Consider the following 26696-nt stretch of genomic DNA (forward strand, 5'->3'; position numbering starts at 1 on the left):
GTAGACACTGAGACTGAACAACTGACTGCTCTCCACATACTACCTTCCCCTGCGCCCAATATTAGTTTCACTTTATTCCGTTGTGTGGATCTCTCAAGGTTTCCTTTTACCAGTTAATTGGTTCGATACCATTAGCCATCAAATAGTCATTTGCCTTTGAAAAGTGCCTGCAGCCAAAAAAACCACGATAAGAAGAAAGTGGACTTGGATGCGGAGCTTTCAAAATCAAATGCTTCTTAGAATCAATCAGTAAAGATTTCTTCTGGGCATATGCTCCCCAAAGCAAAAACACCACATGCTCCCGGCTATCACTGATTGCCTGAATCACCCCATCGGTAAACTCCTCCCATCCTTTTTTCTGATGAGATCCTGCCTGATGAGCCCTTACGGTGAGTGTAGCATTCAATAAAAACACACCCTGATCTGCCCAGTGGGTAAGGTCGCCTGTAGGAGGCAAAGGCTTACCCAGATCAGACTCTATCTCTTTGAAAATATTCAGCAGGCTAGGCGGAAATGGCACTTCCGGCCTGACTGAAAATGCCAATCCATGAGCTTGCCCCGGACCATGATAGGGATCCTGACCAAGAATTACCACTTTTACAGAATCAATGGGACAATGATTGAACGCATTAAAAATTTCCTTGCCGGGTGGGTAAACTTTTGTAGTTGCATATTCGTCTTTTACAAAGGAAACCAAGTCACTAAAGAACTTTTGGTCAAACAAATGCATTAACGTACTTCTCCAGCTTGGCTCTATTTTCACTTCCATGGACATATTGCTAATCAAACTATAACCTATATATTTACTGACTTTTAAATTACTTAACTTATGGTAATTGCGATTACGTCCGGAATTCAAGTAAGTGTCGAAGTCACCTACCAATCAGAATTCTCCAGTCCTCATCAGCATCATTTTGTTTTCACCTACAAGGTAACTATTGAAAACAAAAGCAACCAAACCGTTCAGCTATTACGCAGAAGATGGGAGATTTCAGATGCTGCAGAAGTCAAGAAAATCGTTGAAGGAGACGGTGTAGTGGGCCAACAACCAATTTTGGAACCTGGTGAATCACATAGCTATGTATCTGGCTGTAACCTAAAGTCCGGCATGGGAAAGATGACTGGAATTTACTTCATGGAAAGACTTTTCGACGGAAGTAAATTCGAGGTGATAATCCCCGAATTTCAAATGATTGCCAGTTACTTCCACAACTGATTTGCTAAACAAAACTTACCCCCTATTCTCCTACTTGGCTTATTGGCTGAATAAAGAGGATAAATACTCCCTTCAGTCTCCCTTATTATTCAGTACTTATCAAGATCTTTTTTCCTATATCAAAGGAAGAAAAAGTATGGATCTTGACATCGAAATCTACAGGAAGCTCCTGCTTTCATCAGATGAATTAATCGAAGTAGATGATTACGGTGCAGGATCCAAAAGTGTCAATACAGCTAAAAGAAAGGTAGCTGACATCACCAAATTCAGCACCAGCAATAGAAAGTTTGCACAGCTTTATCAGTTTTTCTGCTCGCTGACTCCTGCCTATACCGTTCTGGAGCTGGGGACTTGCATGGGCATCGGCAGTAGGTACCTTTCTAGAGTTACTCAGGGGAATCTATACACCTTCGAAGGCTCCAAAGAAATAGCAAAAGTCGCTAAACCAAGTCAGGGATTCGAAAATCTCAGTTTAATTGTTGGAGAACTTAGCAAAACGCTGCCTTCCACGCTAGACACCCTGCAAAAGGTAGATTTTGCCTTGATAGATGCTACACATACTTACGAAGGCACTTTAAGTTATTTCGAACAAGTACTTCAAAAAACCCATACAAAATCCATTATTGCCATAGGAGACATTCATTGGTCGCGGGAAATGGAAAGGGCATGGAAAGAAATAAGATCCAATCCCCTGGTCAAACTTAGTTTAGACTTTTATGAATGCGGAATTGCGCTGTTGGATTACCCTGGAGAAAAAACCGGATACGTGTTAGACTTTTGAATTCTCCATGATCATAAACACCTCCGACCCCAATCGCTCCGGAATCGAATTGTAACACGGCTCACTGACTTTGATTTCAAAATACTTTCGAAAGAGCGCTATATACTCCTCCATCTTTCCTCCAAAAGGTGGGCCGTCAAAGTCAAATTCCCTGTCAAACCATACGCCTACTATTTTCCCTCCGGGCTTTAGCAATTCTTTCATTTTCACTGCATAATCCTCCCTAAGAGCCGGATCCAGTGCACAAAAGAATGTCTGCTCCAAAATCAAATCATAGGAACCGGAATGATCAAAGAAATTCTGATGATGAATTTGCTCAGGCGGAAATCCTAAGTCTAAAGCCTGAAAGCGTTCTAAAGGCTCTTTGGAAAAATCCAAAACGTGAAGACCACAGAAGCCAGACTGCCAAGCATATGCCGCTTCATACCCTGAGCCGGCCCCCGGAATGAGGACTTGAATCTCCTTATTTTCAATTTGGTCTAAATATTGCACAAGTGGTGGTGATGCAAAGCCTATATCCCAGCCGGTTTTGCCTGAAGAATACCTGTAAGTCCAATAATTTTTGTCTAAAAAAGCCATTTAACGCCTTATCTGAAATGAATACTGAATTTGAAAATACCAAACCTGAAAAGAAAGAACAGGGTAAGAACATTATAATTATCGTTTTGGTGCTCTTAGTGATAATAAGTGGCATCAAACTTTATACAGACTATGTAGACCGCACTAAAAAGTCTGAAGAAATCCTGCTCCTTTCCACTGAAAACAATGATCTGAACAAGCGCTTGGATTCTGTTGCGTATCAGCTTGACCTGAGGATTCAGGAAATCGAAAAACTAGGTGGTGACGTAAAAGCATTGGAAGAAGCGCGCGATCAGTTAATCTCCGAGCGGAATACCTCCAGACAAAGAAGTTCAAACGAAATAGTAACATTGAATGAAAAAATAAAGAACTACAATTCGATGATGGTAGAGAAAGATCAGGAAATTCTTGAGCTAAGGGCTATGAATCAACAGCTTTTCAGCGAAAATCAGGATCTGAAAACTACCCAGGCAGAAATAGAGGAAGAAGTAGCTCAGTTGAATATCCAAAAAGAAAACCTGCAAGCCAAGGTGAATGTAGCCTCCATGCTGAAGGCTGAAAACATCGAAATAGCCGCAGTAAATTCCAAGGGAAAAGAACGGGTAGAAACCACCAAAGATTTTAAAAATCGACAAATCGAACGAATCAAAGTAAGCTTCAACTTGGCAGACAATAAAGTCGCTGAAAAAGGCCCAAGGAATGTTTATGTGCAGGTGTTGGCGCCAAATGCACAGCCGATTTTTGATGTGGCCAAGGGATCGGGTACTTTTATGATGGATGGGGCAGAGCAGTTCTACACCGTGAAGCAGGATGTGATATTCGACAATACAGAGCAGGAATTGACATTCTTCTATGAAAAAGGATCAGACTATGTATCCGGTACGCATCAGGTCAAGATCTATGTGGACAACTACGAAGTCGGCTCAAAAGCCTTTACGGTAAAATAATCAAAGCTTCCTTCGGGAGGCTTTTTTTTTGATCTTTCTTGACTTTTGATTTAGCTATTTGTTTGGAATACAGCAGGATTTCCCTACTTTTGCATCCTGTTTATTAAATTCCTTAAACACATTAAAAAAATGTTCCAAAGAAATTACGAGACGGTATTCATTTTAACTCCCGTTTTATCTGATGTTCAGATGAAGGATACTGTCGACAAGTTTGTGAACTTGTTAAAAGAACTGGGGGCAGACGTTATTAATGTGGAAAATTGGGGTCTTAAGAAAATGGCTTATACCATTGAGAAAAAGACTACAGGTTTCTACGTTATGGTTGAATTCAAGGCCGATCCTACGCTTATCCGCAAATTCGAAGTAGAATTTAGAAGAGATGAGAAAGTGATGAGATTCTTGACTACTGTTTTGGATAAGCATTCTATTGTTTATGCCGAAAGAAGAAGAAAAGGAGAGTTTAACAAAAAAGTTGAAGCTAAGGAGGAAGCCACCAAATGACACTAGTAAACGAGCCAATCAATAGAGGCGAAATCAGAAAAAAGTATTGCCGATTCAAGAAGCACGGCATCAAGTACATTGACTACAAGGATCCTAATTTCTTGTTGAAATTTGTCAATGAGCAAGGTAAAATCCTTCCTAGAAGACTTACCGGAAACTCTGCCAAATTTCAGAGAAAAGTGGCCCAGGCCATCAAAAAAGCAAGACATTTGGCGTTGTTGCCATTCGTAACCGATGGGTTGAAATAATTCGGTCTTGTATCGTCCAATCACAAAAGATCATTACAAATGGAAATCATACTAAAAACAGACATCAAAGGTCTTGGCTATAAGAATGACTTGGTAGATGTAAAGCCAGGGTACGGAAGAAACTACCTGATTCCTCAGGGTTTCGCAGTACTTGGAACGAGCTCTAACAAGAAGATTCTTGCTGAGAACATCAAGCAAGCTGCCCACAAAGCAGAAAAGATTAAAACTGAAGCTGAAAATATCGCTGCAAAACTTGAAACTCTTACTCTGGAGATCAAAGCGAAAATCGGTGAATCAGGTAAAATCTTCGGTAAAGTAACAACTCTTCAGATTGCCGATGCATTGGCGACTCAAGGTATCGACATCGACAGAAAGAAAATATCCATCAATGTACCGGTAGACGGTGCAGGTGAATTTGCTGCAGAAGTTGATCTTCACAGAGAAGTGAAAACCAATGTTAAATTCAACGTATCAGGAGAATAATCCTTTCTCATTGACTAAAATAAAAAACCCCGGATTTCGGGGTTTTTTTATGCCTAAGACAACACCTTCTCTAGGCTTTCCACCAATTTCTTGGACACTGCCTTACTGTTCTTTTCCCTTGCCTCTTTGAAAACAGCCAAAGCAGCATGACTTTTTTCGATTATTCCCTCGGGATTATTGTCATACTTGAAACTTCCCAAGCACCAGTCCAGCTCTGCCGCAAGCACTTCTCCTGCCTTCAACTTTGATAGTTTCTGTACTACCTCAGGTATCATTTTTTCCAATTTCTCTACTTTCATAATAAACAATGATTTAGTGGTATTTTCAGTCCTTCATCAAAAATGATTAAAAATTTCTTATTACGCAACACAACCAGCTCAGCGTTAACAATATCGCAATTAAGATCTTTTTACTTTCATTTTTCGGAAACATAAACTTAATCTTTAATTAATTCGATTTACCCTTATTCCAAAAACATAAAATCAAGCGTTAGCCCATTTATAATGAAGCCTAACGCACCCGTAAGTTCTAGAGACCCTCGCCACTGATTCAAAGAATATGACGGCTACTTTCATGATTCCTGCTCAAGGGATACTCCCAAATCAGAAGGCATACACACTATAACTCCCCAGAGTAGGATTTATCACGTCCCAACGACGAGGTTTCATCCCATCCTTTCAACAGCCAGGCACCTAAAGCCTACTTGTCCCGTGAAATCACAGCAACTGTTTTACGGTAGACTCACCTGTGTCAACCCTGTTTCTGCAGCAATACCGTCTAATAGAGCAATATTTTCTTCTGACTGAAAGGCATTTAGCCCGAAAACTCAAAAATGTTTAGAGGCTCATTTGGAAAAAAAGAAGCAAGGCTCTACATTTGTGACACTTTAAGAGACACCCCACAGGGAATCTTAAATAAAATGGCTCATGGTGTAACTGGCAACACGTCTGATTTTGGTTCAGAAGAGTCCAGGTTCGAGCCCTGGTGAGCCAACTAAACGTAAAAAACCGCTGATATCAGCGGTTTTTTACGTTTCAAAATCAATCAATCTTAAATCTGCGCATAAGGCAATCAATCCCATCTTTTCAGGGATCAGTCGGAATATCTGGGGAGCTGGTTATTTTAAGCATAGATATTGGATCTGCTTGACTCCAACACCTGAATCAATCTCCCAATATCCTCTGCTGTATTAAACACATTGACAGAAACCCTGAGATTCCCTCCACGCCTGGAGACATAGATCTTATTTGACTGCAGCTTATTTATCAAAAGCTCAACATCAATGTCTTCAGGCAGTTTTAATCCAAAAAGATGATGGGAGGTATATTGCTCCTCCTCGAGCACTACATTCCGACTTTTCAGATACTCATAAAGCGGTATGGTCAGCTTACGACAATAACGTTCTATTTCCGAGACAGTCCATTCATTAATCTGTTTCAGACCTTCATTCAGCATAGGCAAAAGAACAAAATTACTCATCTCCCCTACATTGTAACGTCCGGAATCCTCTGTGTACTCATGGTCGTAGTTAGTCAAATTTCCAAAATCCTGCGAATTGGTTCTGTTCATCCAAGACTCTTCCAATGGCTGCCCTCCGTCAAAAGCATGGCCGAAATACGAAATCCCCATTCCATAAGGACCAAAAAGCCATTTGTAACTTGCACAGATCAACGCATCAATTTTAAATCTCTTGACATCCATCTCAGCGGCTCCCACAGACTGGGTACCATCCACAATAAAAACTGCTCCTACGGTTTTACATTTTTGGCCTATACTCTCCAGATCGAATTTCAACCCATTCATCCAGTGTATGGATGACATCAACACCACGGCGGTCTCCAAGGTGATACTATCCAGTAAATTTTTATTCCAGCTTTCTCCCGGAGTTAAAGCTTCTTTATCAGGCCCTACCACTTTCAGTGCAGCTTGATTCTTGTCACACCAGGTTTTCAGCGAAAAATACCCGCTGGGAAATTCACCTTCCAATACGATGGCATGCTGGCCGGCATCACAGGGAATATTACTCAATGCCGTGGCAAAGCCATAAGAACTTGAAGGAATCAAGGCAACCTGAAACGGATCACAATTTACCAACTCAGCAAATCTTGCTTTCACTTCTTTGGGCAATGCAAAAAAATCATCAGGTGTAATTTGAAAAGGATTTCTAGCCTGAATAAGTGCTGCTACGGCAGCAGCTTCAGCCGACTTCAACAGTGGAGATTTGGAGCCACAATTGAGGTAATGAATATCCGGATCAAGGTTAAATAGGTGTTTCTGAGAATCCATAAACTATGATTTAGTTCAATTTGTGAAGTGTAAAATTATTGATTGAACATTACATCATTCTAACACACGTAATCGATAAGCGTTCATTGCGTATTTGCCTAAATGCTCAGTAAGTCGATAATTTGCTATCGCACCCACTCCCGCCCCTATAATCGGAATCAGTTGCGCCAGTTTTGCCAGGTCAATGTAGTCCCTGTAGTCCAGCTGAAAAGTTTTCCAGTCAAACTCCTTCAAGTCCTTAGGTAAGGTTTCTCTGTATTCTTCCCAATTTTCCACCAATCCGATCAGATCATTCCGCCTCTGCTGACTGGAAAAACTAAGTTGAAAAACGTAAAGCAAAAAGAGTCGCTCATGATAATCTTTCGTATCAAAGCCATAGAGTGCTGCGATATCAAAAAGCATCTTCATCTTAATAGTCAGGAAAGCAGGAAAATCAGCAAACCCCATAAGAATTCCGCCGGCACCTGTGACGGCACCTTCGACAGAAGCAGTATTCCGGTACCATTTAATCCTACTTCTTACCTTAAATTCCCGTTGTTTGAAGGACAAGCTTTCATGTGGTCTTGGAACAATCCAACTCGAACCTGTGATCACCGCTTTGACCATGTTTTCTATCGCCAGGGTAATAGCCTTATGAACCTTTTCGGGGATCCAGCTATTGATTTTGCTTTGCACCCCATGGGTAAGCCGCCCTCCCAAGCTGGGCTTTTTCTTCATTCTATACTGCCAAAGTGCAAGCTCAGCATTGGCATAATGTAAATAGGAATCCATATAGTCAGTTTGGTGTACGATACTATCAAACGGATTTCGTTTTCAATAGTCTACTACTTGTTGTAAATGATGTTCTAAATGCGCTACATAATCATTCATCAAATCCCGGACGGATAAATTGAACATAGTTTGGAACCAAAGCAGCCAATAGTTTTCTGGATTTATCCAAAAGGATCAATAAAGTCAAAATAGAATTCTGCTCAGCTTTCATGGTGTCGAGCAGTAATTTCCAAGCTTGCATACTTCGCTCAATTGATATCATCGCAATCTTCGCAGAACCGTTATAACTTTTTTCCTCTTCAGGATACTCATCCCAAAAGTCACCCGAAAGGTCGTGAAGTACTCTTTTTGATTTTACATGGATAAAAAACAAATACCATCGAATCACCTCAAGAGCCTCTTCAATTTTAGTAACCTGATCTTTAGCATCAGAAATCTGCATCAATCCCAAATTTACCTGCTGGGTTAATTCTTCACAATAATCTTTGACCTTGGAGGAATCTAGCCATTCTTTCCCTTCCAACAAATACTGATTTGTAAGTACACTCAAGGGGTGTTCATCCAGTCTTTTATCCTCCTCTTCCAGCGACTTATCAGTCTCACTATCCTTTGCGATTTGTTCCAGGTCAATACCATGCTCCTCGGCCATCACATGAAGCATATCCAAAATCTCTTTGAAATTCTCGGATAGTGCATTCCAAAAGTCTTCCGGTTCTTTCAAATCTCTCTCCTTCTCCCTCTCAAAAACCCTACATCTCGTCGTAAATGCACAACGTTCACACCATCGATCGCACCAATTGTGTATTCCTGAGATAAACGTTGAGTTGATGTCATCCATAATGCAGTAAATTAAATAAGGAAGGATTCGAAGAATGTATACGTTCAAGATAAAAAAGATTTACGAATTACGGCTTTGCATAACGTCCGGCTTCTGGAGAAGCAGGACAACTTCAAATGGCACTGTTCGCGTGACACGAACGGCGACAGTAAAGCACATTGCGAAAATCCGTGATCGCAGCGGTTACTAATTCCCATAAAAAAAACCGCCCTTCTCAAGGCGGTTTTCAATCGACAAAGAACTAACTACTTATTTGTAAAGCCCGTTAAACAGCATTTTGAATGTGCCATGCGACTGTGCCCTAAAAGTAATCTCAGGCCCAAATGCATAGAATTTCCCTTTACCCAGTTGAGCTTCAAAGGCAGTGACTCCGTTTTTCAGGTAAGACTGACCCCATGCCCATCCACTTCTCAATGGCTCATCATCACCAAACCATGCGATTGGTTTCACTCTCTTATTTCCTGCACTTGGAGCTAACTTAAATACAGGACTTCTATTGAACATGATGTAGGCTTCATCCCCCATTCCATAATTAATAGGGACAGAATTATCAACATACATTTCAAGCACTGAGCCCGGCACGTAGTATTTTTCACCGCTAAGAGACTTGGCTTTTCCATCAGCCCCAATCTCCACCAGCGCATCTTCCACTGGAAGACCCAAGTGGTAAGCCAGTTCGGTAGCTGAGCCCACTGATATGACCACTCCCCCATCCTCTATAAATCTCTTTAGCTGAGGAAGAGATTCCTTCGCCGTAAAACTCCCCAACATGTGATGATATTTCTCATCAATTTCTTCAGGTTTTGGTTGCGCTCTGGAATAACCGCGAGATTCTGCCCCCGGAATCCCTGGACCTATAAACAGCATCACGTCATACTTATCTTTCAAATTGCCCGCATCAATTTCCTTAGGAAATACGAGTTGGTATTCAAAATGAAATTGCTCCAGCATCCATCTCACCCAGCCGGAAGGCATAGAACCTCCATAGTAATCATATAAGCCTACACGGGCTGGCTGTATCTGAGTGGCTCCTTTTGGCATAGAGACCGGTACCGGATATACTCCGTATTCTTTCGCTGCCAGTTCCAATTCCTTTTTTCCTCCACTTACATAGAAGGATCCCACAGGTAACCCATCTACCGCAGCAGTGGTCCTATAAACCTTCACGTTTGCTTTCAGCAAATCATTCACCGCCATGAAACTGTTGTTGTTTCTCACATCAAGCAGATAGCCTGAGCCATTCGCAAGAGTCTTTGCCGGTGGAGACTGAATCTCCCCATATGGTATGCGCTCAAATGGCCCATCAAAGCCTTCATATAAACGATCAACTTCCACTCCCATTTGCAACGCCAACGTCCAGCCTGCTGCATCATACGGTCTGATAGGAGGTCCACCCGGATAAAGGAAATCATTCGGATGATCCTGCGGCTCAAACATATCTATCACATGTGGGCGAAAAGCCTGTGCTGTTTTGACAATGAAAGAATTGGCAGGATAGTTTTTGCCATTGACAGTAAAGTCAGCAGTGGCTTTCTCTACCAAAACTCCTGACTTGATCAAAGCATTCATGAACTTCACTGCCGTCGGGAAGTCAGGCTGATCGGCAGAAAGAATATAACCTCTGGGATCCCTGTTAGCAGGATCTGTGTAAACTGAATCATATAACATGGCAGGATATCTTGACCTAGAACCATATTCATTCACTTCCTCAGCTTCACCTGTCTTGCTCTTTTGGGATTCATTAAAAGCATCCTGCACCGCCTGAGCATACTTTGGATACATCGTCCAATTATCCTGACTACCCTTCTCAATAGACTTACGACCCATCAAGTAAATATTCAGCAGCAATTCATCTCCGTGTCTCACAGCATGATTAAAGATCGCGTAGTTTAAAGAAACAGAATAGTCAATGGATTGTCTGAAATGCCACTCCTGAGGAGTGACAGGGTACGGAGTTCCATTGTTGGGGATCAACCGCTCAGGCACCAAAGGCACTTCGGCAGGAGTAGGATTCCCTATGATTTCGGTCAAAATACCGATAATGTTATGATAATAAGGAGTGGTTCTCAAGCCTCCATTCCACCAAGTAGAAAACACAGAACCATCTAACCTGGTATAGCCGGGCCTGTCTTCCTGATGCATCCTGTTGATCATCGCCGCGCCCACGGCATCCAAACTGGTGATAATCAGCGGATCAAACACGTGATTGAAAGGATCACGGTAAGGAGGCCCTGCCACCACTGCCCCTGCAGGAGCTGTCTGATGGTGATTGTAAATAATCTGCGGAATCCACTCTACGTATTGTTGAAGTGACATATTCGCCGCTTCACTCATATTATTCATGTAGAAGTCACGGTTATTGTCATGCCCTACATACTTTTGATAGAGAATCGGAATATTTTGATCGCGGGCCCCCGGATCTTCCTTTCTCATATACCAGTCCGACATGATTTCCATTCCGTCGGGATTGGCATGCACAAGAAGGACTATCACCTCATCAAGGATTTTCAGCGTCTCATCATCGTTTTTAGAAGCCAATTGATACAAAGTTTCTATCAGCTGGTGTGGCCCTACCACCTCATTGGCATGAAGTCCTCCATCCACCCAGACTACAGGTTTGCCTTCCACCGAAAGCTTTTCTGCTTCTTCACGGGTGATTTCGGCATGGGCCAGCTTTTGGGAGATTTCCCTGTATCGGTCTAGCTTCTCAAAATTGGCGGGAGCAGTCACGATCATCATAGGCTGTGACCTGCCATATTCCGTTTTACCAATCTCCACCATTCTCACACGGTCACTTGCTTCAGCAACTTTCTTGAAGTAAGCTTCAGTTTCGGTAAAATTGGCAAGCTTGTAATCATCTCCCATCTCAAAGCCAAAGTGCGCTTTTGGAGTGGGAACATTCTGGGCAAATACTCCTACTGAAAAGAATATAAACAGAATAACTAGTGTAGTTTTTAATCTCATAAGCATATGGGTTGGTTTATTTTCTGTCTAAAATAGCATGAAAAAAGAGGCTATAGCTGATATAAAGCCTCTTTTATTGGGATTTTACAGGACTGGAAAATAACGGCAATAAGCTAAGCATTATTCTAATGTGTACAGCCAAACCTAGCTCCCAGCATGTTTTACCCAAGCATTTCCTAAACAAGAATATCACTTAGACTACCAGCTATAGTCTAATCCAAAAGCAGTATTGCCTGCTCAAGTGATTTTCCAAAAATGGGCAAATAGGGTTCAAGCCCTAATTATCTTCCATATCAACTCCTAACACCCTAGCCTTCCATTCAAAAATTACTATTTTTGCTCTTAAATCCATTCCAAACCTTTCCCGAAAAAAACAACTAACCATGTCCGAGGTTAAAATATTTTCAGGCACCAATAGCCAATCACTTGCAGAGAAAATCGCTAAAAATTACGGCAAAAAGCTGGGCGATCTTACGCTTTCCAAATTCAGTGACGGCGAATTGTCCCCGAGCTTCAATGAATCTATAAGAGGATGTACAGTCTTTTTGGTTCAAAGCACCACACCGCCAAGTGACAACCTGTTGGAACTTTGCCTGATGATAGACGCTGCCAAAAGAGCGAGTGCATATAAAGTATGTGCTGTAATCCCATATTTCGGATACGCCAGGCAAGACAGGAAAGATAGGCCAAGAGTATCCATCGCAGCTAAGGCAATTGCCAATATGATCACCTCTGCGGGAGCGGATCGAATCATGACATGTGATCTTCATGCCGGACAAATCCAAGGTTTTTTCGACATACCTTTGGATCATTTGAATGGATCAGCTATTTTTGTGCCCTATTTGAATTCGCTGAGACTTCCGAATATGATTTTTGCATCACCTGATGTAGGAGGAGTAGCAAGAGCCAGGGCTTACGCCAAGCATTTTGAAGTAGAAATGGTCGTCTGTGATAAGCACAGAAAAAGAGCCAACGAGATTGCTTCAATGCAAGTAATCGGAGATGTAGAGGGTAAGGATGTAATTCTCGTGGACGATTTGGTGGACACCGCAGGCACACTATGCAAAGCCGCACAAATCGTCCTGGAAAAAGGAGCTACTTCAGTAAGAGCGATAGCTACACATGGCGTACTCTCCGGAAAAGCTTACGAAAACATCGAAAACTCAGTCTTGGAAGAATTGGTTATCACTGATACCATCACTCTACGGCAACAATCATCCAAAATCAAAGTATTGACAGTCGCTGACCTATTCGCAAAGGCTATTCATGCCGTGACAGGAAATACTTCTATCAGTTCTTTGTTCATCTAAGAACCAATTTTAATACAAATACATAATATGAAAACACTAGAGGTTATAGGGTTTAAAAGAGCAAATCTCGACAGTGCCAGTCTTTCTGAATTGAGAGAATCAGGTAATGTTCCCTGTGTGGTTTACGGACCTGGTATCAAAGAGCAGATTCATTTCTACTCTCCAATCATCCTTTTCAGAGACTTGATCTATACTCCGGAGGTTCACTTAGTTCAGCTGAACCTTGAAGGAACTATCATCAAAGCAGTATTGAAGGACGCACAGTTTCACCCGGTAAGTGAAACACTTCTTCACGCTGACTTTGTAGCGTATGCAGAAGACAAGCCTATCAAGTTTGAAATTCCCGTGAAAGTTGTAGGTAGCTCTCCTGGTATTGCAAAAGGTGGTAAATTGGAATTGAAAACTAGAGTATTGAAAGTAAAAGGTCTTGCAAAAGATTTCCCTGACTTTATTACAGTTGATATTTCTGAGCTTGACTTGGGCAAATCATTCAAAGTTGAAGATGTGTCCGTAGAAGGATTTGAAGTACTTACCAGTCCAAACGTTTCTATCGTGACTATTGGTGTTCCAAGAGCACTTAGAGGTAAAAAAGGCGGAGAAGAATAATTTCTTTCCCTATTCATTCAAAATCCTGCCCATTATGGGCAGGATTTTTTATTTTAAAGCCATATAGCTATTGTAAAATGAAATCGAGTACGACTCAAAAGTCACTTACTGAGACGATTGTAAGCCATGCGAGATTCTTCCCCGAATCGAGTTCGGGACAGGCTATCTGGCCATTAAAAATCAAATTATAGACAGATGAAATGCCCATGAGAAAGTCTTCTCACACAGGGGGATGATTATCTAGGGCATTCCATCTGACCTCTTAAAACAAAATATAAACAGATGAAATCGAGCATGTCGAAGGCGACGCACAGTGGGATGATTATAAACCGTGCGAGATTCCATGTGGCCTTTGAAAGACAAAACATAAACACATGAAACACCTAATCATTGGCCTAGGTAATATTGGCCCTGAATACGAACTGACCAGACACAACATCGGATTTTTGACGGTGGACAGGCTTGCTGATGCAAAGGACTGCACATGGAAGAGCGACCGTCTTGCATTCAAAACAGAATTCAAGCACAAAGGCCGAACAATCCATATGATTAAGCCTACGACTTATATGAACCTAAGTGGTAAAGCAATGAATTACTGGATGAAAGAACTTCAGATAACCAAAGAGAACACGCTGGTGATCGTGGATGATGTGGCCATTCCTTTTGGCAAACTCCGTATGAAACCCAAAGGAAGTGCAGCCGGTCACAACGGGCTGAAAAACATAGAAGAGCTCACCGGTGGTCAGAATTACCCAAGACTGAGAATGGGCATAGGCGATGACTTCCCCAAAGGTAGACAAGTCGATTTTGTTTTGGGAAACTTCACACAGCAGGAATTTGCCGAAATCCCCACCATAATGGATAAAGCAATAGAAATGACACTCAGTTTTTGTGCAATTGGCATAGAGCGCACCATGAATCAATTCAACGATTGATGAAATCGAGCCTGCCTACCGGCAAGGCAGGTGTGGCCTTTTAAAAAAAACACAAACACATGAAATAAGATTTGGAATTCCCCAAATATCGATCTTTCTTTGCATCACTTCAGGCAACTGATTTATAAAGAAGAGGCGAGAGATTAGGCTCTATGACCCTCTGGCAACCATCCCGAAACGGAGAACGGTGCCAAATCCTACCCTACGCGGGAACTATAGATTGGCTTACTTCACAAATAATCCCTTTTAGTTCGTTTCTGCATTTGGTTTGATTTTCTCAAATCTGCTTGATTAGTCTTGTCAAAATCTAAACTGATCAATAAATGAGTAAGCACTTCGAAACGAATTCTGTACGGATCTCCCCTTCCAAATCCAGCCAAAGAGAGCACTCTGCTCCGATCTACCTTACATCCAGCTTTACCTTCGATTCGGCAGAAGAAGCCAGAGCTACTTTTGCCGATGAAATAGAAGGCAATATCTACTCCCGGTATGCCAACCCAAATTCCAGTGACCTGATAGAAAAAGTCTGTGCTGCAGAAGGCACTGAAGATGGATTTGCCACTGCATCAGGAATGGCCGCAATGTTTGGAAGCATAGCCGCACTTCTCCAGCAAGGAGACCATGTGCTTGCTGCCAGATCACTTTTCGGATCTACGCATCAGCTCTTGACCCGATTATTTCCCAAGTGGGGCATTAGTTCTACCTACGGGGACATTTCTGATTATTTGAACTGGGAAAAGCTCGTACAGCCAAACACCAAAATGCTTTTCATCGAAACTCCTTCCAATCCGGGCCTGGAAATAATCGATCTGGAATGGGCGGGTAAATTTGCGGCAGCTCACAACCTGATTCTGGTAGTGGATAATTGCTTCGCCTCACCTTATCTACAACAGCCTGCTAAATGGGGGGCTCATATTGTGACCCACAGTGCTACCAAATACATCGACGGACAAGGACGGGTGTTAGGCGGACTGATTTTGGGCAAAGCTGACTTGATGCAGGAAGTGCAGTTTTTTGCGAGACACACAGGGCCTGCCATATCTCCATTCAATGCATGGATACTTGCTAAAAGCATGGAAACCCTTGGTGTAAGGATGGATAGGCACTGTAGCAATGCGCTGAAAGTAGCCGAGTATTTCGAAGGTAATTCTGAGTTACTTGCAGTAAAATACCCGTTCCTAAAATCCCATCCCCAATACGAAATTGCCAAAAAACAAATGAGTCAGGGGGGCGGGATAATCACCTTAGACCTGAAAGGCGGAGTTCAGCGTGCCCAACGCTTCATCGACCAGCTTCAGATGATTTCCATCACAGCAAACCTTGGTGACAGCAGAAGTATTGTCACGCATCCTGCCTCCACTACGCACAGCAAACTTTCTGTTGACGAAAGAGCTCAGGTTGGGATTTCGGATGGACTGGTACGACTATCCGTGGGCTTGGAACACTATGAAGACATTATTCTGGATGTAGAAAGAGCTATAGAAAGCTCAAAATAAGAACAAAGAAAAGCAGTCAGTTGTCCGGTCGCCGTGATCAGTTGCAGAAAAGTAATCTCAGGGATCAGCAATGTGCCACCCTGAAGTCGAAGAATTGTACTTTCTCTAATTGCAGTCTGGAGACTGCAATGCACTCAATTAGGTCCAAGTCCGAAAACTGTCTGTCCGATAGGCAGGCTTGAACCGCAAATCAATGAGTTCTCTCCGTGAAACGCGGTACGCATTGCAGTTAAATTAAAAATGCCCCTTCGAGATTCTCCTCTTTTAGGGGCATTTACGCTTCTGCTAACTATTTTTTCTACCAAGTGGTTTGTCTCAAGGTAGGAAAGGCCCGAATTATATCACTCAGACTAATCTGTCCCAACAGGACTCCATCTTTCATCACTGGAAATCTTCGGATTTTATGCTCCAAAAATTGGGATGCAGCATCGAATATTGATAAATCAGGAGAAAGTGTGAGTACATCAGTAGACATATGTTCGCTTACTTTTGCCGGGAATTTCGGTGTGTTGGTATATTTCCCTTTAATGATTTCTTTGAGGCAATCCACTTCCGAAATAATACCTATCAACGCACCTGAAGCATCTATCACCGGTGCCCCGGAGATTTTTCGCTTAGTGAGCACCTCCATCACCTGATCGATGGTATCATCAGGTTTGAAAGTAATCAAGCCGGTACTCATGTATTCTTTGACTAGGATTTGCGGAATCGGGGCTTTTTTGGGTTCTGCCATTCTGACCCCTTGAAAACTTTTTACCATAGGTTAAAAATTTAAGGATGAAAGAATAAATTATCGATAATTCACCACAATTAAAAATTATAGTTTTAAAAACAAACTATTTCAACACTATAATTTCAAAAATACCCCCTAGTACAATAATCACTTGCTTTTATTTTCGAGAAAAATAAAAGGTTTCCAACTTCTACTTGCCCCCTTATAAAGATCATCGAAGTCAAAGGCTCCAACCACAACATCCAGATCCCCATCCAGATCAATATCCCCGACAGCCATAGTAAGTAAATTTCCCTCGATACTTTCACTCAATACAAAAGGATCAAACCCACCTTCTTCATTTTGTCTGAAATACACCAAGTTTTGTTGTGGATCCTGCGAATCATCAGGAAAAAATGACAAAACGAAGAAATCCAAATCACCATCGCCGTCAAAATCCCCCACTTCAATACCACTGGCTCCATACATGGGGTAGAACCACGATTCTTCAAATTTACTTTCCCCATCATTCAAAAAGATTCGCACCCCATGGTAATTTTTGAGCACTTGTGACAGATCAGCATTATCTCCATTCACCACAATAATATCTTTGTGGCCGTCTCCATTCACATCTTCAAACCTAAAGTCACTTGCGCCAAATGCCGGCTGGAATCGAAGGATGGCTTTTTCCTTATACTGATTTGCCCCTTTGTTTAACCAAACATAAATCCCTTCCTGAGCCTGAGTCATAAGCCCCAACACATCCAAGTTCCCATCTCCGTCAAAATCCACAGCAATTGCCCGTCTCGCCCCAGGTTCAGGACGTAAAATCACTTCAGTAGGATTCTTAGATCCCGACAGATAGAGGCTCATTTTCCCAAAGTGATTTCCAAACTGGGAAACCACCCTATCCTGCTTCCCATCTCCATTCCAATCGGCAACAGCAAGATCAACAGGACGAATTAACCCGCTTAAAAGCTCTTTGCTTTGCCATTCCTGAGCTTCTAACCAAAACTTAGACACCATCCCCAAGGAATCATTTGAAGGATCCATCCTTCCCATAGTCAGCAGATCGAAGCCACCATCCTCATTCCAGTTGATATCCACCGGCGCAACTTCGGTGAGAACAGAATCCTTGATTTGAAAACCATTCTTTGGATCGAGAATATATATCATCTTCAAACGGTCACCGAGCCATAAATCCCCGGTCTCCGGATGAATTCGAAGCATAGTGGATAGATTGCCTTTTATTCTATGAAAGTCCGGACGTGAAGCTTGGAAACCCGGGATCCCTTTGGTTGGAGCTGCCTTTTCCGCCTGAGGCAAGGGGGTATCCGGTGCATGATCCAAGTAATAGGCAAGAATTTTCTCCCAATCTTCTTTTTTGATCAATTGTACCTTGGAATAAATACCCGAAGGAACGTCCATATCTTCAGGCAATGGTTGCCCAAAATCCTCCGGTAAAAATAGTCCCATCCTCTTCCTCATATCCGGAAGCACTTTTTCGCCCCAAGTTCCTTTGTCTAAGATTCCGGGATCAGGCTTCAAATGGCAGATTGAACAATAGGCATTTGCGAGCTGCTTACCATCTAGATTCAAATCCATGGAAGCCAATTGCTCCAACGTAGGCGATGGTTGCTTTCGCTCCGAAATTGGATTACAGGAGTTAGATACCACCGCCAATAGCAGAACAACCAGTCTCCTAAACCTCATTCTTCTATTACCTCCAAAAATTGATTAACCACATTTTGATCTATTCGTAGGTGATGTGTGAAGGATTTTGGATCATCCGAAAACGATAAATCCGGATTGAAATAGTGATTTGAAGACGGTTTCCACGTCTTGCAGGAAGCATGGATTTCTTTTAAGAAACCAGTTTTTTTCAGCTCCAAAACATGCTCGGGTTTAGTTCCTCCGCCCGGCATGATACTAATTCTATCTTCAGCCTTCCCCAGTAATTCCCTAAGAGTATCCAGACCTTCGGTGACAGAATTCCTACCGCCTGAGGTCAGAATACGATCAAAACCACAAGCGATGATTTTCTCCAAAGAATCAAAGTAATCAGCTGAAGCATCAAATGCACGATGGAATGTACAGGGCTTTCCGGAAGCTGCCCGTAACAGTGATTTACAAGAATCTGTATCTACAAATCCATGGTTGTCCAGTACACCAAATACAAATCCATCCGCTCCCAACTCGTCCAGCAATTCTATATCGCGCTTCATCACCATCAATTCCTTCTGGGAATAAGCAAAATCGCCACCCCGTGGTCTGATCATCACAAATACAGGGATATCAATTTCAGTTTTCAGAAATTTGAGCATTCCTGCGCTTGGAGTCTCTCCACCTTCGGGGAAATTAGCACAAAGTTCTAAGCGGTCTACTCCATAGCCGGCTGCATCCATAGCCGCTTCCACATTGAAAACAGGGGATTCTAGTATTATTTTGTTCATCCTTTGAAATGCGAATTAGAATCTATCATCACATTGCTTTGCAGCGTGGCCTGCGCATAGTTAAAACCCGGGTGTACCGCATAAGCTCCTACTTCTCCATCTTTGTTCATGGCAAGGAAACCAGCCTGAATATCTTTAATGTCCTTGTTTTTTGCAATCAAGCGCTTCACGGCCTCTTCACAAGCTTCCTGTGGAGTACGGCCCTGACGCATGAGCTCCACTATCAAAAAGCTTCCACAAATGCGTATAATAGACTCCCCAAGTCCTGTAGCAGTAGCTGCTCCTACTTCATTATCCACAAAAAGACCGGCACCTATGATAGGACTATCCCCCACCCTTCCATGCATTTTAAAAGCCAGTCCGCTTGTGGTGCAGCTTCCCGCCATATTACCTTTTGCATCCATGCCGATCATCCCGATTGTATCGTGATTTTCAATATTGATCACCGGCTTGTACTGGCTGGTGACTTTCCATGCCTCATAGGCCTCTTTAGCTTTTGGACTTAATTCTTCATCCTCCATCGGCATCCCCTGCGATATCGCAAACTGACGGGCTCCTTCACCGGCAAGCATTACGTGAGGAGTTTGCTCCATTACCATTCTGGCAAGCGTGATAGGGTGCTTTACCTGTCTCACAAAAGCTACCGAACCGCAGGAACCGTCCCCTGACATTATCGAAGCGTCAAGCGTAGTAATCCCTTCCCTATCCGGCAATCCCTGCAATCCTACAGACAGGTTGCTCATATCCAATTCGGTATCTCTCACCCCCGTTTCCACAGCGTCCACAATACTTCCGCCTGAATTTAGTTTTTCCACAGCAGCAGTATTTGCCGGCAATCCATGATTCCAAGTGGATAGGATAAGTGGTTTTTCTCCATTGAAAAGTGCAGGTGACTTTCCTTCAGCGATGGAAGAAACTCCCGGTATAAAAAGCGCAGAGCCCATCAGGGATTGCTTTATAAATTTTCTTCTTTGAGACATTCGAGTTAATTTAGAATCAGGCCTCAAATTATTAAAAATGGGGATATTTAGACTTACCTTTCTTCATTTCCTTTGAGATCATAAGGATTCCCCACTTTCACTACTGTAAGAATTTCTTTTAATCAGAAACCACTATTACTTATGAAACCCTATTTACTTGCCGAGTCCAATTGGAAAACACTGGAAAATCATCGCTTTGAATTGGCGGTTTTGCCTTGGGGAGCAACCGAAGCCCACAATCATCACCTGCCCTATGGTACAGATGTATATGAAGCAGATGCTGTAGCCGGAGAAGCTGGGAGAAAAGCTTGGCACAAAGGCGCCAATGTCACAGTGATGCCAACGATTCCTTTTGGAGTGAATACAGGGCAATCGGATATTTATCTGGATATCAATCTAAACCCAAGTACGCAGCTGATGATTCTTCAGGATATCATCACAGTTCTAGATCGGCAGGGAACAAAGAAACTTCTGATTGTAAATAGCCACGGCGGAAATGACTTCAAGACCATGCTCCGTGAGCTTGGGCTGAAGTTTCCTGACATGATGCTCTTCACATGCAACTGGTTTCAGGCACTTGACAAGACCAAGTATTTCGAGGAAGCAGGTGACCATGCGGACGAAATGGAAACTTCCATCATTATGCACCTGCATCCCGAATTGGTTTTGCCACTGGAGGAAGCCGGGAATGGGACAGAAAAAAAATCCAAGATCAAAGGGGTACAGGAAAAGTGGGCCTGGGCAGAGCGGAAATGGTCAGAAGTATCTGAAGACACGGGAATAGGTAATCCAAAAAAATCCTCCCCTGAAAAAGGGAGGAAATATTTTGATGATGTTACGGATAAGGTCGCTGAGCTTATGGTAGAAATCTGCAAGGTGAAGTCTGGGGAAATGTATATCTAAGAGGTACTATTCTCTAGGTTTATGAATTGCTTCCAAAATTCTGAAATCCTTTCCCATTTTATGTGTATCCGCATCACGGCATTAATGGAATTATGTCTGATTTTCATGGAGAAAAAAAACTTGCCCTCCGCCGCGGCGGAGGGAGTTACCAAATATAAACTTCCATCATTAATTTCGACATACATGCAACTAACAGGATACACATATTCTTTGTCATCCTAAGCACTTCACTTTGCAAAATCTGCGACTATCTGCGGGAAAAGTACTGACGCATCAATCCAAAGAATTCATATCTACATCCTTGATATTTCCTTTGTAATCCTGCAACTGAATTCCCTTCACTCCTATAGGCAAGTTGATTTCCCTTCCCGACTGGGAGAGGAATCCGGAGCCAAAGCCGGTTTCTATCCGCTGCTTCTTGCCGTTTTCCAATTCCAAAATCACCGCCATTATTTCCTGACCGGGAGTAATAGATCTACCCGACCGGTTATTTTGAGGTTCGAACATCAGCAGCTTCCCCCGGTTTTGAGACGCTACCAGAAGTGGATCACCTTGAGCCGAAGCTATTTTCACCAAAGCCTTTCCATCTCCCGGAACCATAAATCCACTTTCTTGGGGGCTCATCGGTGTAAATCCTCCTTTTCCATCTCCCAATAGAACAAGTCCCAAATGTGCATCCAGACGACCTACAAAGATTTCATTGCCGTAGTCATTTCCTATCATGACTACATCAGGAAACCCGTCCCCGTTTACATCCTCCGTCACCAGCCCATTCACTGGGGCTATCTGTGCCAAGGTTGGGAGCCTTTTTACTTTAAACTTGCCATTGCCTAGATTTTCTATATAAGCCGTCTTATCGTAGTTCCCGGTAAGAATCAACGCATCCTCTCGTTCTTTTTCAGTGAAAAGAGACTGCTCAGTACTTAGCGCATATAATTTATAGCGTTCAAACTTCCTTCTAAACATTGGACTCTGCCCATTTAAATCTCCCCAAAAGTGGCTTGGAAAAGAGTTGTAATTCCCCTCACGATCCTTGTAGTAAGCAAAAGTAATTGGATCCACGCTTCCGTTATTGTCGAAGTCCTTGGCGTAGATCTTCACCGGTCTTTCGGCTGTGGGGTGGTGCGAGTTGTTTTCACCAAGATTCCCTACTACAAAATCCGTATCTCCATCTTGATCAAAATCACCGGAAGTGATGGAATTCCACCAACCCAGATAATTTTCCAGCCCGGTATTTTCAAGCTTAGTAAACTTACCTCCCTCATTTTTGAAAATTGTTATCCCCATCAATTCTCCCACTACCACCAAGTCCACAAGTCCATCTGCATCCACATCTGACCAGATGGCGTCCGTCACCATTCCGACTTTACGAAGCCCGGGAGCAATTTCATCCGTCACATCCTGTAGTTGACCGTTGACATTACGAAGAAGATAGCTTTTATCAGGAAAAGGGTATTGAGCTATAGGAGTTCTGCCTCCCACGAATAAATCCATAAATCCATCCCCATCGAAATCCGCTCCCCGCACCGTAGACCCACTTGCTTTCACTGCTGAGAAGTTTTGATCAAGCGTGAAATTTCCTTTTCCATCATTCAAAAACACCCGATCTGTGTACGCTTCTGCATCTCCCATAAACTCATTACTTCCTCCCACCAGATACATATCCAAATCGGAATCGTTATCAATATCAAAAAGAAGTATTCCCATCTCCTCAAAGAAATTGCCTTCTTCAGAAATAAGATTTTTTGCGGAGAACTTTCCGTCAATACCCTGAATAAATACCCGTGGAGCGAAGCCTGAGGCCGATCCAACTACCAGATCCTCAATCCCATCTCCGTTCACATCACCTACTGCTAAGCTCGGGCCGTATTGACTCAGTTTGTGCGGAATTACCCGCTGAATATTGAAGTCAATCTTATCCACTTCTTCATGGCGGTATTCCATACCTCTAGCTGATGAAACTTCAGCGTAGAGTGCGTTTGGTATCTTGGAAGGGATTATAGCCACCTTGTTTTTTCCTTGTTTCGCATCTGCATAGGCAAATTCAAGCTGTTGGTTAGGCTTCACGTTTATGTGAGAACTTTCCTTTCCATCAGGCCAAATGACTTGAATGGATGAGATTTCAGACACTTCGCCTACTCCGAAATGCATTACTTCATCAATCGACGACATATATCCTCTCACTACCTGCTGTTCTTGGTAGAGTAGACTGCTATCCGGAAGGGTGATCAATACTTTTGCTCCCAATCCCTGGGGATTAAACTCCGTTCCACGTAGTTTAAGTTTGATGTAACCATTCTTTTGCCCCTTAGTATTTAGAGTGTTTTCAAAGACAAATGCAGGATCGTTTATGTTATTAACCACATAATCCAAGTCCCCGTCATTGTCCAAGTCCACAAAAGCTGCTCCGTTAGAAAAGGAAGGTTTGTTCAATCCCCAAGCATTTCCTTCATCGGAAAAAGTCAAATCCCCTTTATTCTTAAATGCATAATTTGGGATTTTCACGATTGGAATAGAATCCAGCAACTGACGCTTGGAAGCGATATTTCCCACATCAGCCCGATAATTGGCAAAATCCTTATCTGTAATATCCCGGGGAAATCCATTTGTCACCAAAAGATCCCTGAATCCATCATTATCGACATCTCCAAATAAAGGTGCCCAACTCCAATCAGTTTGATACACCCCGGACATCATCCCTATCTCACTGAATGGCACATCTTCACCATTATTCATATGGAGCATATTTCGGACATATTGATATTCATATCCCCATTGCTCATTACTTATATAAACTTGGTAAGAGTTGTTTCCGATGGTGGTTTTCTTTCGATAATTATCTTCGCCCAGCATATCCAGCGTGATGATATCCGGTTTGGCATCATTGTTAAAATCAGAAATATCAGCTCCCATAGAGAACATACTCTGATGTCTTAACATTTCGCCGGATTGATTGGAAAAAGTCCCGTCTTGGTTGTTGATATAAATAATATCATTGGTCACGTAATCATTGCTGACATGGATATCAGGCCATCCGTCATTATTCAAATCAGAAACCAAAACGCCCAGGCCATACCCCTCTATGGTAATACCTGCTTCGCTAGTTACGTTTGTAAACGTTCCATCTCCATTATTTCTATAGAAAGCATCATTATTCACAGCTGAACCATCGATGATTTTCTGGCGATAGTTGGTTGGTACACTTCTGCTTTGTTGATTATTCAATACATATAAGTCCAAATCACCATCTAAATCATAATCAATAAAAGCTGCCCACATGGTATTTCCGGCATCAGCAATCCCATATTCAGAAGCCATTTCTTTGAATGTAATTTTACCGGAGGCATCTTTCCCTTGATTGACAAAAAGCAAATTGTTCCGCTCTCCCGGACCAAGTTTCATAGCAGAGGCAACATAGATATCCATCCATCCATCACCATTAATATCTACAGCGACGGCGCCTGTGCACCATTGGTTGGCGGCAGCTACACCCGCATAATCCGTCACGTCTTCGAAATTGAATTCCCCTGAATTCAAGTACAGCTTATTAGAAACTTGATTTCCTGTAAAAAACAGATCCGGCAATCCATTATTGTCAAAATCAGCAACGGCCACTCCTCCACCATTGAAGATATATTCATCCGTAAGAATATTGAATGAATCGGATTCTACGATGGTATTATTAAAATCAATTCCTGTTTTGCCGGCTGGGATAAGTTCGAATAGCGTAGTTTCTTTTTTACAGGAAGAAAAAGCCAAAAGGGACAAAACCAAAAGGCTAGAGAAAGTAAATTTCATAGTAAATAGGTTGGGTACTTGGGTTGCTTTGAAGTTACTATTTTTAGTGCATAACCTAAATAAAAATTGTATTTTATAGGGGTAGTCATAAAAAAAGGGAGGCAAAAACCTCCCTTTTTAATTTATTGAAAATCCACTAATTAGAATCCAGGGTTCTGGATCAATTTTTCAGGACCTACCAAGTCTATTTGGTTCTGAGGAATAGGCAAAACTGCATGTCTCTCTGTGTAGGTCGCACCGCCAAGTGCGTTCAAAAGAATACTACCGTCAAAGGCCAAATATGCATTCAACTCTTCCGAAGCAATACCCCAACGAACCAAATCATAAAATCTATGACCTTCCATACCCAATTCCAATTTTCTTTCAAAACGAACAGCTGTTCTTGCAGCATTAGAATCTGACCATGGAGTGGTGTAAAGACCGACTTGATAATTCGCCGCAGGAGCAGAGCCGTCTAGCGTCATTACTTTAGAGTTCATCGCTCTTGTTCTTATCATATTCACGTATTCTCTGGCTTTTTCGAGACCTCCAGTTTCTATTTCCGCCTCAGCAGCCATCAGCAATACATCCGCAAATCGAATAATATTGAAGTTGATTCCTGTGTAGCCGGGAGTCCAGCTACTGTTATCTTGAAAAGAGCCAACTTCAGTTCTAGAGTAAACAAATTTTTTCACCGAATAAGGACCTGAGAAAGATTGTTGTCTTATCCAAGACTGACCTGGATGGTCCACCCAGTCAATATATGGAATACCTCTTCTACCTGCAGTGTGGTCCACACGTGGATCTATTGGCCCCTGATCTATAGTAAATGCAGCGTTTGCCGCAATTCCCATATCATTTTTCACCCGATTCGCAGCAGAGTTAAATGATCCATCCAGGAGAGGTAGGCCATTAGCATCAGTACGGAAAGAATTAACAAATGTAAAGCTAGGTGCAAAGAACCCACAGCAAACACCCGGTGCAGCAGAGTTGTATGGATTATTCAGATCAAATTCAGGATTCGCGTTGTTTACCGAACCGGTACCCGCAGCCGACTGATATGCCCAAACAGATTCCAGATTATTATCGTACTCTCCTCTAAAAAGGTTTCCGTAATTATCAAGTAAACCATATTTCAAACCACCGCTTGTTACCCCGTTATTGATTACGTCATCAAAAAGGGTCTTTGCTTCAGAAAATTTATTCTGATAGAGGTAAACCTTAGCTAAATAGGCTTTAGCAGCCCAGGAATTTACTCTACCTACCTCAGACTGCGTTGGTGGTAAATTATCAACAGCGAATTTGAAGTCGGCCTCAATCATTGGCCATATATCCACATTATTCACCACATCCTCCAAGCCATTTTTATAATCTATTGTTTCATCGACATAAGGAACGTTTTCGAAATTCCTCTTCAATTGAAAATAGTAGTGAGCTCGAAGAAATTTTGCCTGTGAGGCTATCCTAGTAACATCCTCATCAGTTACATCATCACCTTTACCCAGCATAAGTCTCAATACATTGTTTGCCCGAGCTATACCTTCATAATTCCCATTCCAGTTATCTAAGAGCGTCTGGTTTGTCGCATCTACCTCAAACCGCTGAACCGGATTAATGGTATTAAAATCTCCCGGATCCGTTCCTTTATTAGCATCACCACCTCTGATACTACCCCAAACCCAGTTTGAAGGGGATGCCATTCTATTGGCTCTACCGTTTACCTGAGAATACACTGCGATTAGAGATGCCTCAAAACCAGCCAAAGTAGTTGCTTGAGGTTGCGTCAATTCCCCTGTAGGAGTGAGTTCCAGAAAATCATCGCTACAGCTCACCGCTACCATCAATATCGTGGAGGCAATCAGAGCACCGACTTTAATTTTTATATTTTTCATGTGTTTTAATCAATTATA

At 42.4% G+C, this 26696-nt stretch carries 24 protein-coding genes, 1 tRNA gene and 1 riboswitch; of the genes, 12 read left to right on the top strand and 13 right to left on the bottom strand.

Features of this window, described 5'->3' with window-relative positions:
• Positions 1-106: 106 nt before the first annotated feature.
• Complete coding sequence (gene ung, locus J2X69_RS07115) at positions 107-769, bottom strand: uracil-DNA glycosylase (RefSeq protein WP_310100714.1); 663 nt, start codon at positions 767-769, stop codon at positions 107-109.
• A 60-nt stretch (positions 770-829) separates the two neighbouring features.
• On the opposite strand from ung, the gene apaG reads away from it, so the two are divergent.
• Positions 830-1216 (top strand): Co2+/Mg2+ efflux protein ApaG, encoded by a 387-nt coding sequence (gene apaG / locus J2X69_RS07120; protein WP_310100716.1) that lies wholly within the window; start codon positions 830-832, stop codon positions 1214-1216.
• A 1-nt stretch (position 1217) separates the two neighbouring features.
• Positions 1218-1997, top strand: a complete 780-nt coding sequence (locus J2X69_RS07125; protein ID WP_310100718.1) for a class I SAM-dependent methyltransferase — start codon at positions 1218-1220, stop codon at positions 1995-1997.
• Here J2X69_RS07125 and J2X69_RS07130 read toward each other — a convergent pair.
• Positions 1986-2576: a methyltransferase domain-containing protein gene (locus tag J2X69_RS07130; protein WP_310100720.1), complete on the bottom strand. Its 591-nt coding sequence runs from the start codon at positions 2574-2576 to the stop codon at positions 1986-1988. The two genes, J2X69_RS07125 and J2X69_RS07130, sit on opposite strands and share 12 nt — an antisense overlap.
• Before the next feature lie 17 nt (positions 2577-2593).
• Here J2X69_RS07130 and J2X69_RS07135 point away from each other — a divergent pair, with 17 nt between their 5' ends.
• The 4 genes from J2X69_RS07135 (at position 2594) to rplI (ending at position 4755) form a co-directional block, all read left to right on the top strand.
• Complete coding sequence (locus tag J2X69_RS07135) at positions 2594-3523, top strand: hypothetical protein (RefSeq protein ID WP_310100722.1); 930 nt, start codon at positions 2594-2596, stop codon at positions 3521-3523.
• A 129-nt stretch (positions 3524-3652) separates the two neighbouring features.
• On the top strand, positions 3653-4024 hold the full coding sequence (gene rpsF / locus J2X69_RS07140; RefSeq protein WP_091695017.1) for a 30S ribosomal protein S6: 372 nt from the start codon (positions 3653-3655) through the stop codon (positions 4022-4024).
• Entirely contained in the window at positions 4021-4272 is a 252-nt protein-coding gene (rpsR, locus tag J2X69_RS07145) for a 30S ribosomal protein S18 (protein WP_057937597.1), read from the top strand. The genes rpsF and rpsR overlap by 4 nt, the downstream gene beginning before the upstream one ends.
• 39 nt (positions 4273-4311) lie before the next feature.
• A complete protein-coding gene (gene rplI, locus J2X69_RS07150; RefSeq protein WP_310100733.1) occupies positions 4312-4755 on the top strand; it encodes a 50S ribosomal protein L9 in 444 nt (147 codons plus the stop codon).
• Between the two features lie 53 nt (positions 4756-4808).
• Here the strand turns inward: rplI and J2X69_RS07155 are convergent, their stop codons facing one another.
• Entirely contained in the window at positions 4809-5054 is a 246-nt protein-coding gene (locus J2X69_RS07155) for a hypothetical protein (protein WP_310100735.1), read from the bottom strand.
• Positions 5055-5675: 621 nt separating this feature from the next.
• On the opposite strand from J2X69_RS07155, the gene J2X69_RS07160 reads away from it, so the two are divergent.
• Positions 5676-5748, top strand: a tRNA-Gln gene (locus tag J2X69_RS07160).
• 129 nt (positions 5749-5877) lie between these two features.
• On the opposite strand, the gene J2X69_RS07165 is transcribed toward J2X69_RS07160, so the two are convergent.
• From J2X69_RS07165 to J2X69_RS07180, 4 genes are all read right to left on the bottom strand, one after another.
• Entirely contained in the window at positions 5878-7041 is a 1164-nt protein-coding gene (locus tag J2X69_RS07165; RefSeq protein WP_310100737.1) for an aminotransferase class V-fold PLP-dependent enzyme, read from the bottom strand.
• 54 nt (positions 7042-7095) lie between these two features.
• A complete protein-coding gene (locus tag J2X69_RS07170; protein WP_310100739.1) occupies positions 7096-7812 on the bottom strand; it encodes an EcsC family protein in 717 nt (238 codons plus the stop codon).
• Between the two features lie 91 nt (positions 7813-7903).
• Positions 7904-8650: a hypothetical protein gene (locus J2X69_RS07175; protein ID WP_310100741.1), complete on the bottom strand. Its 747-nt coding sequence runs from the start codon at positions 8648-8650 to the stop codon at positions 7904-7906.
• A 249-nt stretch (positions 8651-8899) separates the two neighbouring features.
• On the bottom strand, positions 8900-11614 hold the full coding sequence (locus J2X69_RS07180) for a M14 family metallopeptidase (RefSeq protein ID WP_310100743.1): 2715 nt from the start codon (positions 11612-11614) through the stop codon (positions 8900-8902).
• Positions 11615-11997: 383 nt separating this feature from the next.
• Between J2X69_RS07180 and J2X69_RS07185 the strand changes: the two genes are divergently transcribed.
• The 4 genes from J2X69_RS07185 (at position 11998) to J2X69_RS07200 (ending at position 15961) form a co-directional block, all read left to right on the top strand.
• Positions 11998-12924, top strand: coding sequence for a ribose-phosphate pyrophosphokinase (locus J2X69_RS07185; RefSeq protein ID WP_310100745.1), 927 nt, complete (start codon positions 11998-12000; stop codon positions 12922-12924).
• A 27-nt stretch (positions 12925-12951) separates the two neighbouring features.
• Positions 12952-13530 (top strand): 50S ribosomal protein L25/general stress protein Ctc, encoded by a 579-nt coding sequence (locus J2X69_RS07190; RefSeq protein WP_310100747.1) that lies wholly within the window; start codon positions 12952-12954, stop codon positions 13528-13530.
• 374 nt (positions 13531-13904) lie between these two features.
• Positions 13905-14465, top strand: a complete 561-nt coding sequence (gene pth, locus J2X69_RS07195) for an aminoacyl-tRNA hydrolase (RefSeq protein ID WP_310100749.1) — start codon at positions 13905-13907, stop codon at positions 14463-14465.
• A 119-nt stretch (positions 14466-14584) separates the two neighbouring features.
• Positions 14585-14687: riboswitch (SAM riboswitch) on the top strand.
• Positions 14688-14788: 101 nt separating this feature from the next.
• The gene (locus tag J2X69_RS07200; protein WP_310100751.1) at positions 14789-15961 is read left to right on the top strand and encodes a PLP-dependent transferase; all 1173 of its coding nucleotides are present in this window, start codon (positions 14789-14791) and stop codon (positions 15959-15961) included.
• Positions 15962-16259: 298 nt separating this feature from the next.
• On the opposite strand, the gene J2X69_RS07205 is transcribed toward J2X69_RS07200, so the two are convergent.
• The 4 genes from J2X69_RS07205 to J2X69_RS07220 form a co-directional block, all read right to left on the bottom strand.
• A complete protein-coding gene (locus J2X69_RS07205; RefSeq protein WP_310100754.1) occupies positions 16260-16721 on the bottom strand; it encodes a CBS domain-containing protein in 462 nt (153 codons plus the stop codon).
• Positions 16722-16841: 120 nt separating this feature from the next.
• Positions 16842-18278, bottom strand: a complete 1437-nt coding sequence (locus J2X69_RS07210; RefSeq protein ID WP_310100756.1) for a VCBS repeat-containing protein — start codon at positions 18276-18278, stop codon at positions 16842-16844.
• Between the two features lie 104 nt (positions 18279-18382).
• Positions 18383-19126 (bottom strand): copper homeostasis protein CutC, encoded by a 744-nt coding sequence (locus J2X69_RS07215; protein ID WP_310100758.1) that lies wholly within the window; start codon positions 19124-19126, stop codon positions 18383-18385.
• A complete protein-coding gene (locus J2X69_RS07220) occupies positions 19123-20106 on the bottom strand; it encodes a N(4)-(beta-N-acetylglucosaminyl)-L-asparaginase (RefSeq protein WP_310100761.1) in 984 nt (327 codons plus the stop codon). Before J2X69_RS07220 ends, J2X69_RS07215 begins: the two co-directional genes overlap by 4 nt.
• 141 nt (positions 20107-20247) lie before the next feature.
• Between J2X69_RS07220 and J2X69_RS07225 the strand changes: the two genes are divergently transcribed.
• A complete protein-coding gene (locus J2X69_RS07225; protein WP_310100763.1) occupies positions 20248-21009 on the top strand; it encodes a creatininase family protein in 762 nt (253 codons plus the stop codon).
• A 273-nt stretch (positions 21010-21282) separates the two neighbouring features.
• On the opposite strand, the gene J2X69_RS07230 is transcribed toward J2X69_RS07225, so the two are convergent.
• Both J2X69_RS07230 and J2X69_RS07235 read right to left on the bottom strand, forming a co-directional pair.
• Positions 21283-24807: a VCBS repeat-containing protein gene (locus J2X69_RS07230; RefSeq protein ID WP_310100765.1), complete on the bottom strand. Its 3525-nt coding sequence runs from the start codon at positions 24805-24807 to the stop codon at positions 21283-21285.
• Positions 24808-24947: 140 nt separating this feature from the next.
• Entirely contained in the window at positions 24948-26678 is a 1731-nt protein-coding gene (locus tag J2X69_RS07235; protein WP_310100767.1) for a RagB/SusD family nutrient uptake outer membrane protein, read from the bottom strand.
• Between the last annotated feature and the right edge of the window lie 18 nt (positions 26679-26696).

The sequence above is a fragment of the Algoriphagus sp. 4150 genome (assembly GCF_031457395.1).
In the GTDB taxonomy this organism is placed as follows: Bacteria; Bacteroidota; Bacteroidia; order Cytophagales; family Cyclobacteriaceae; genus Algoriphagus.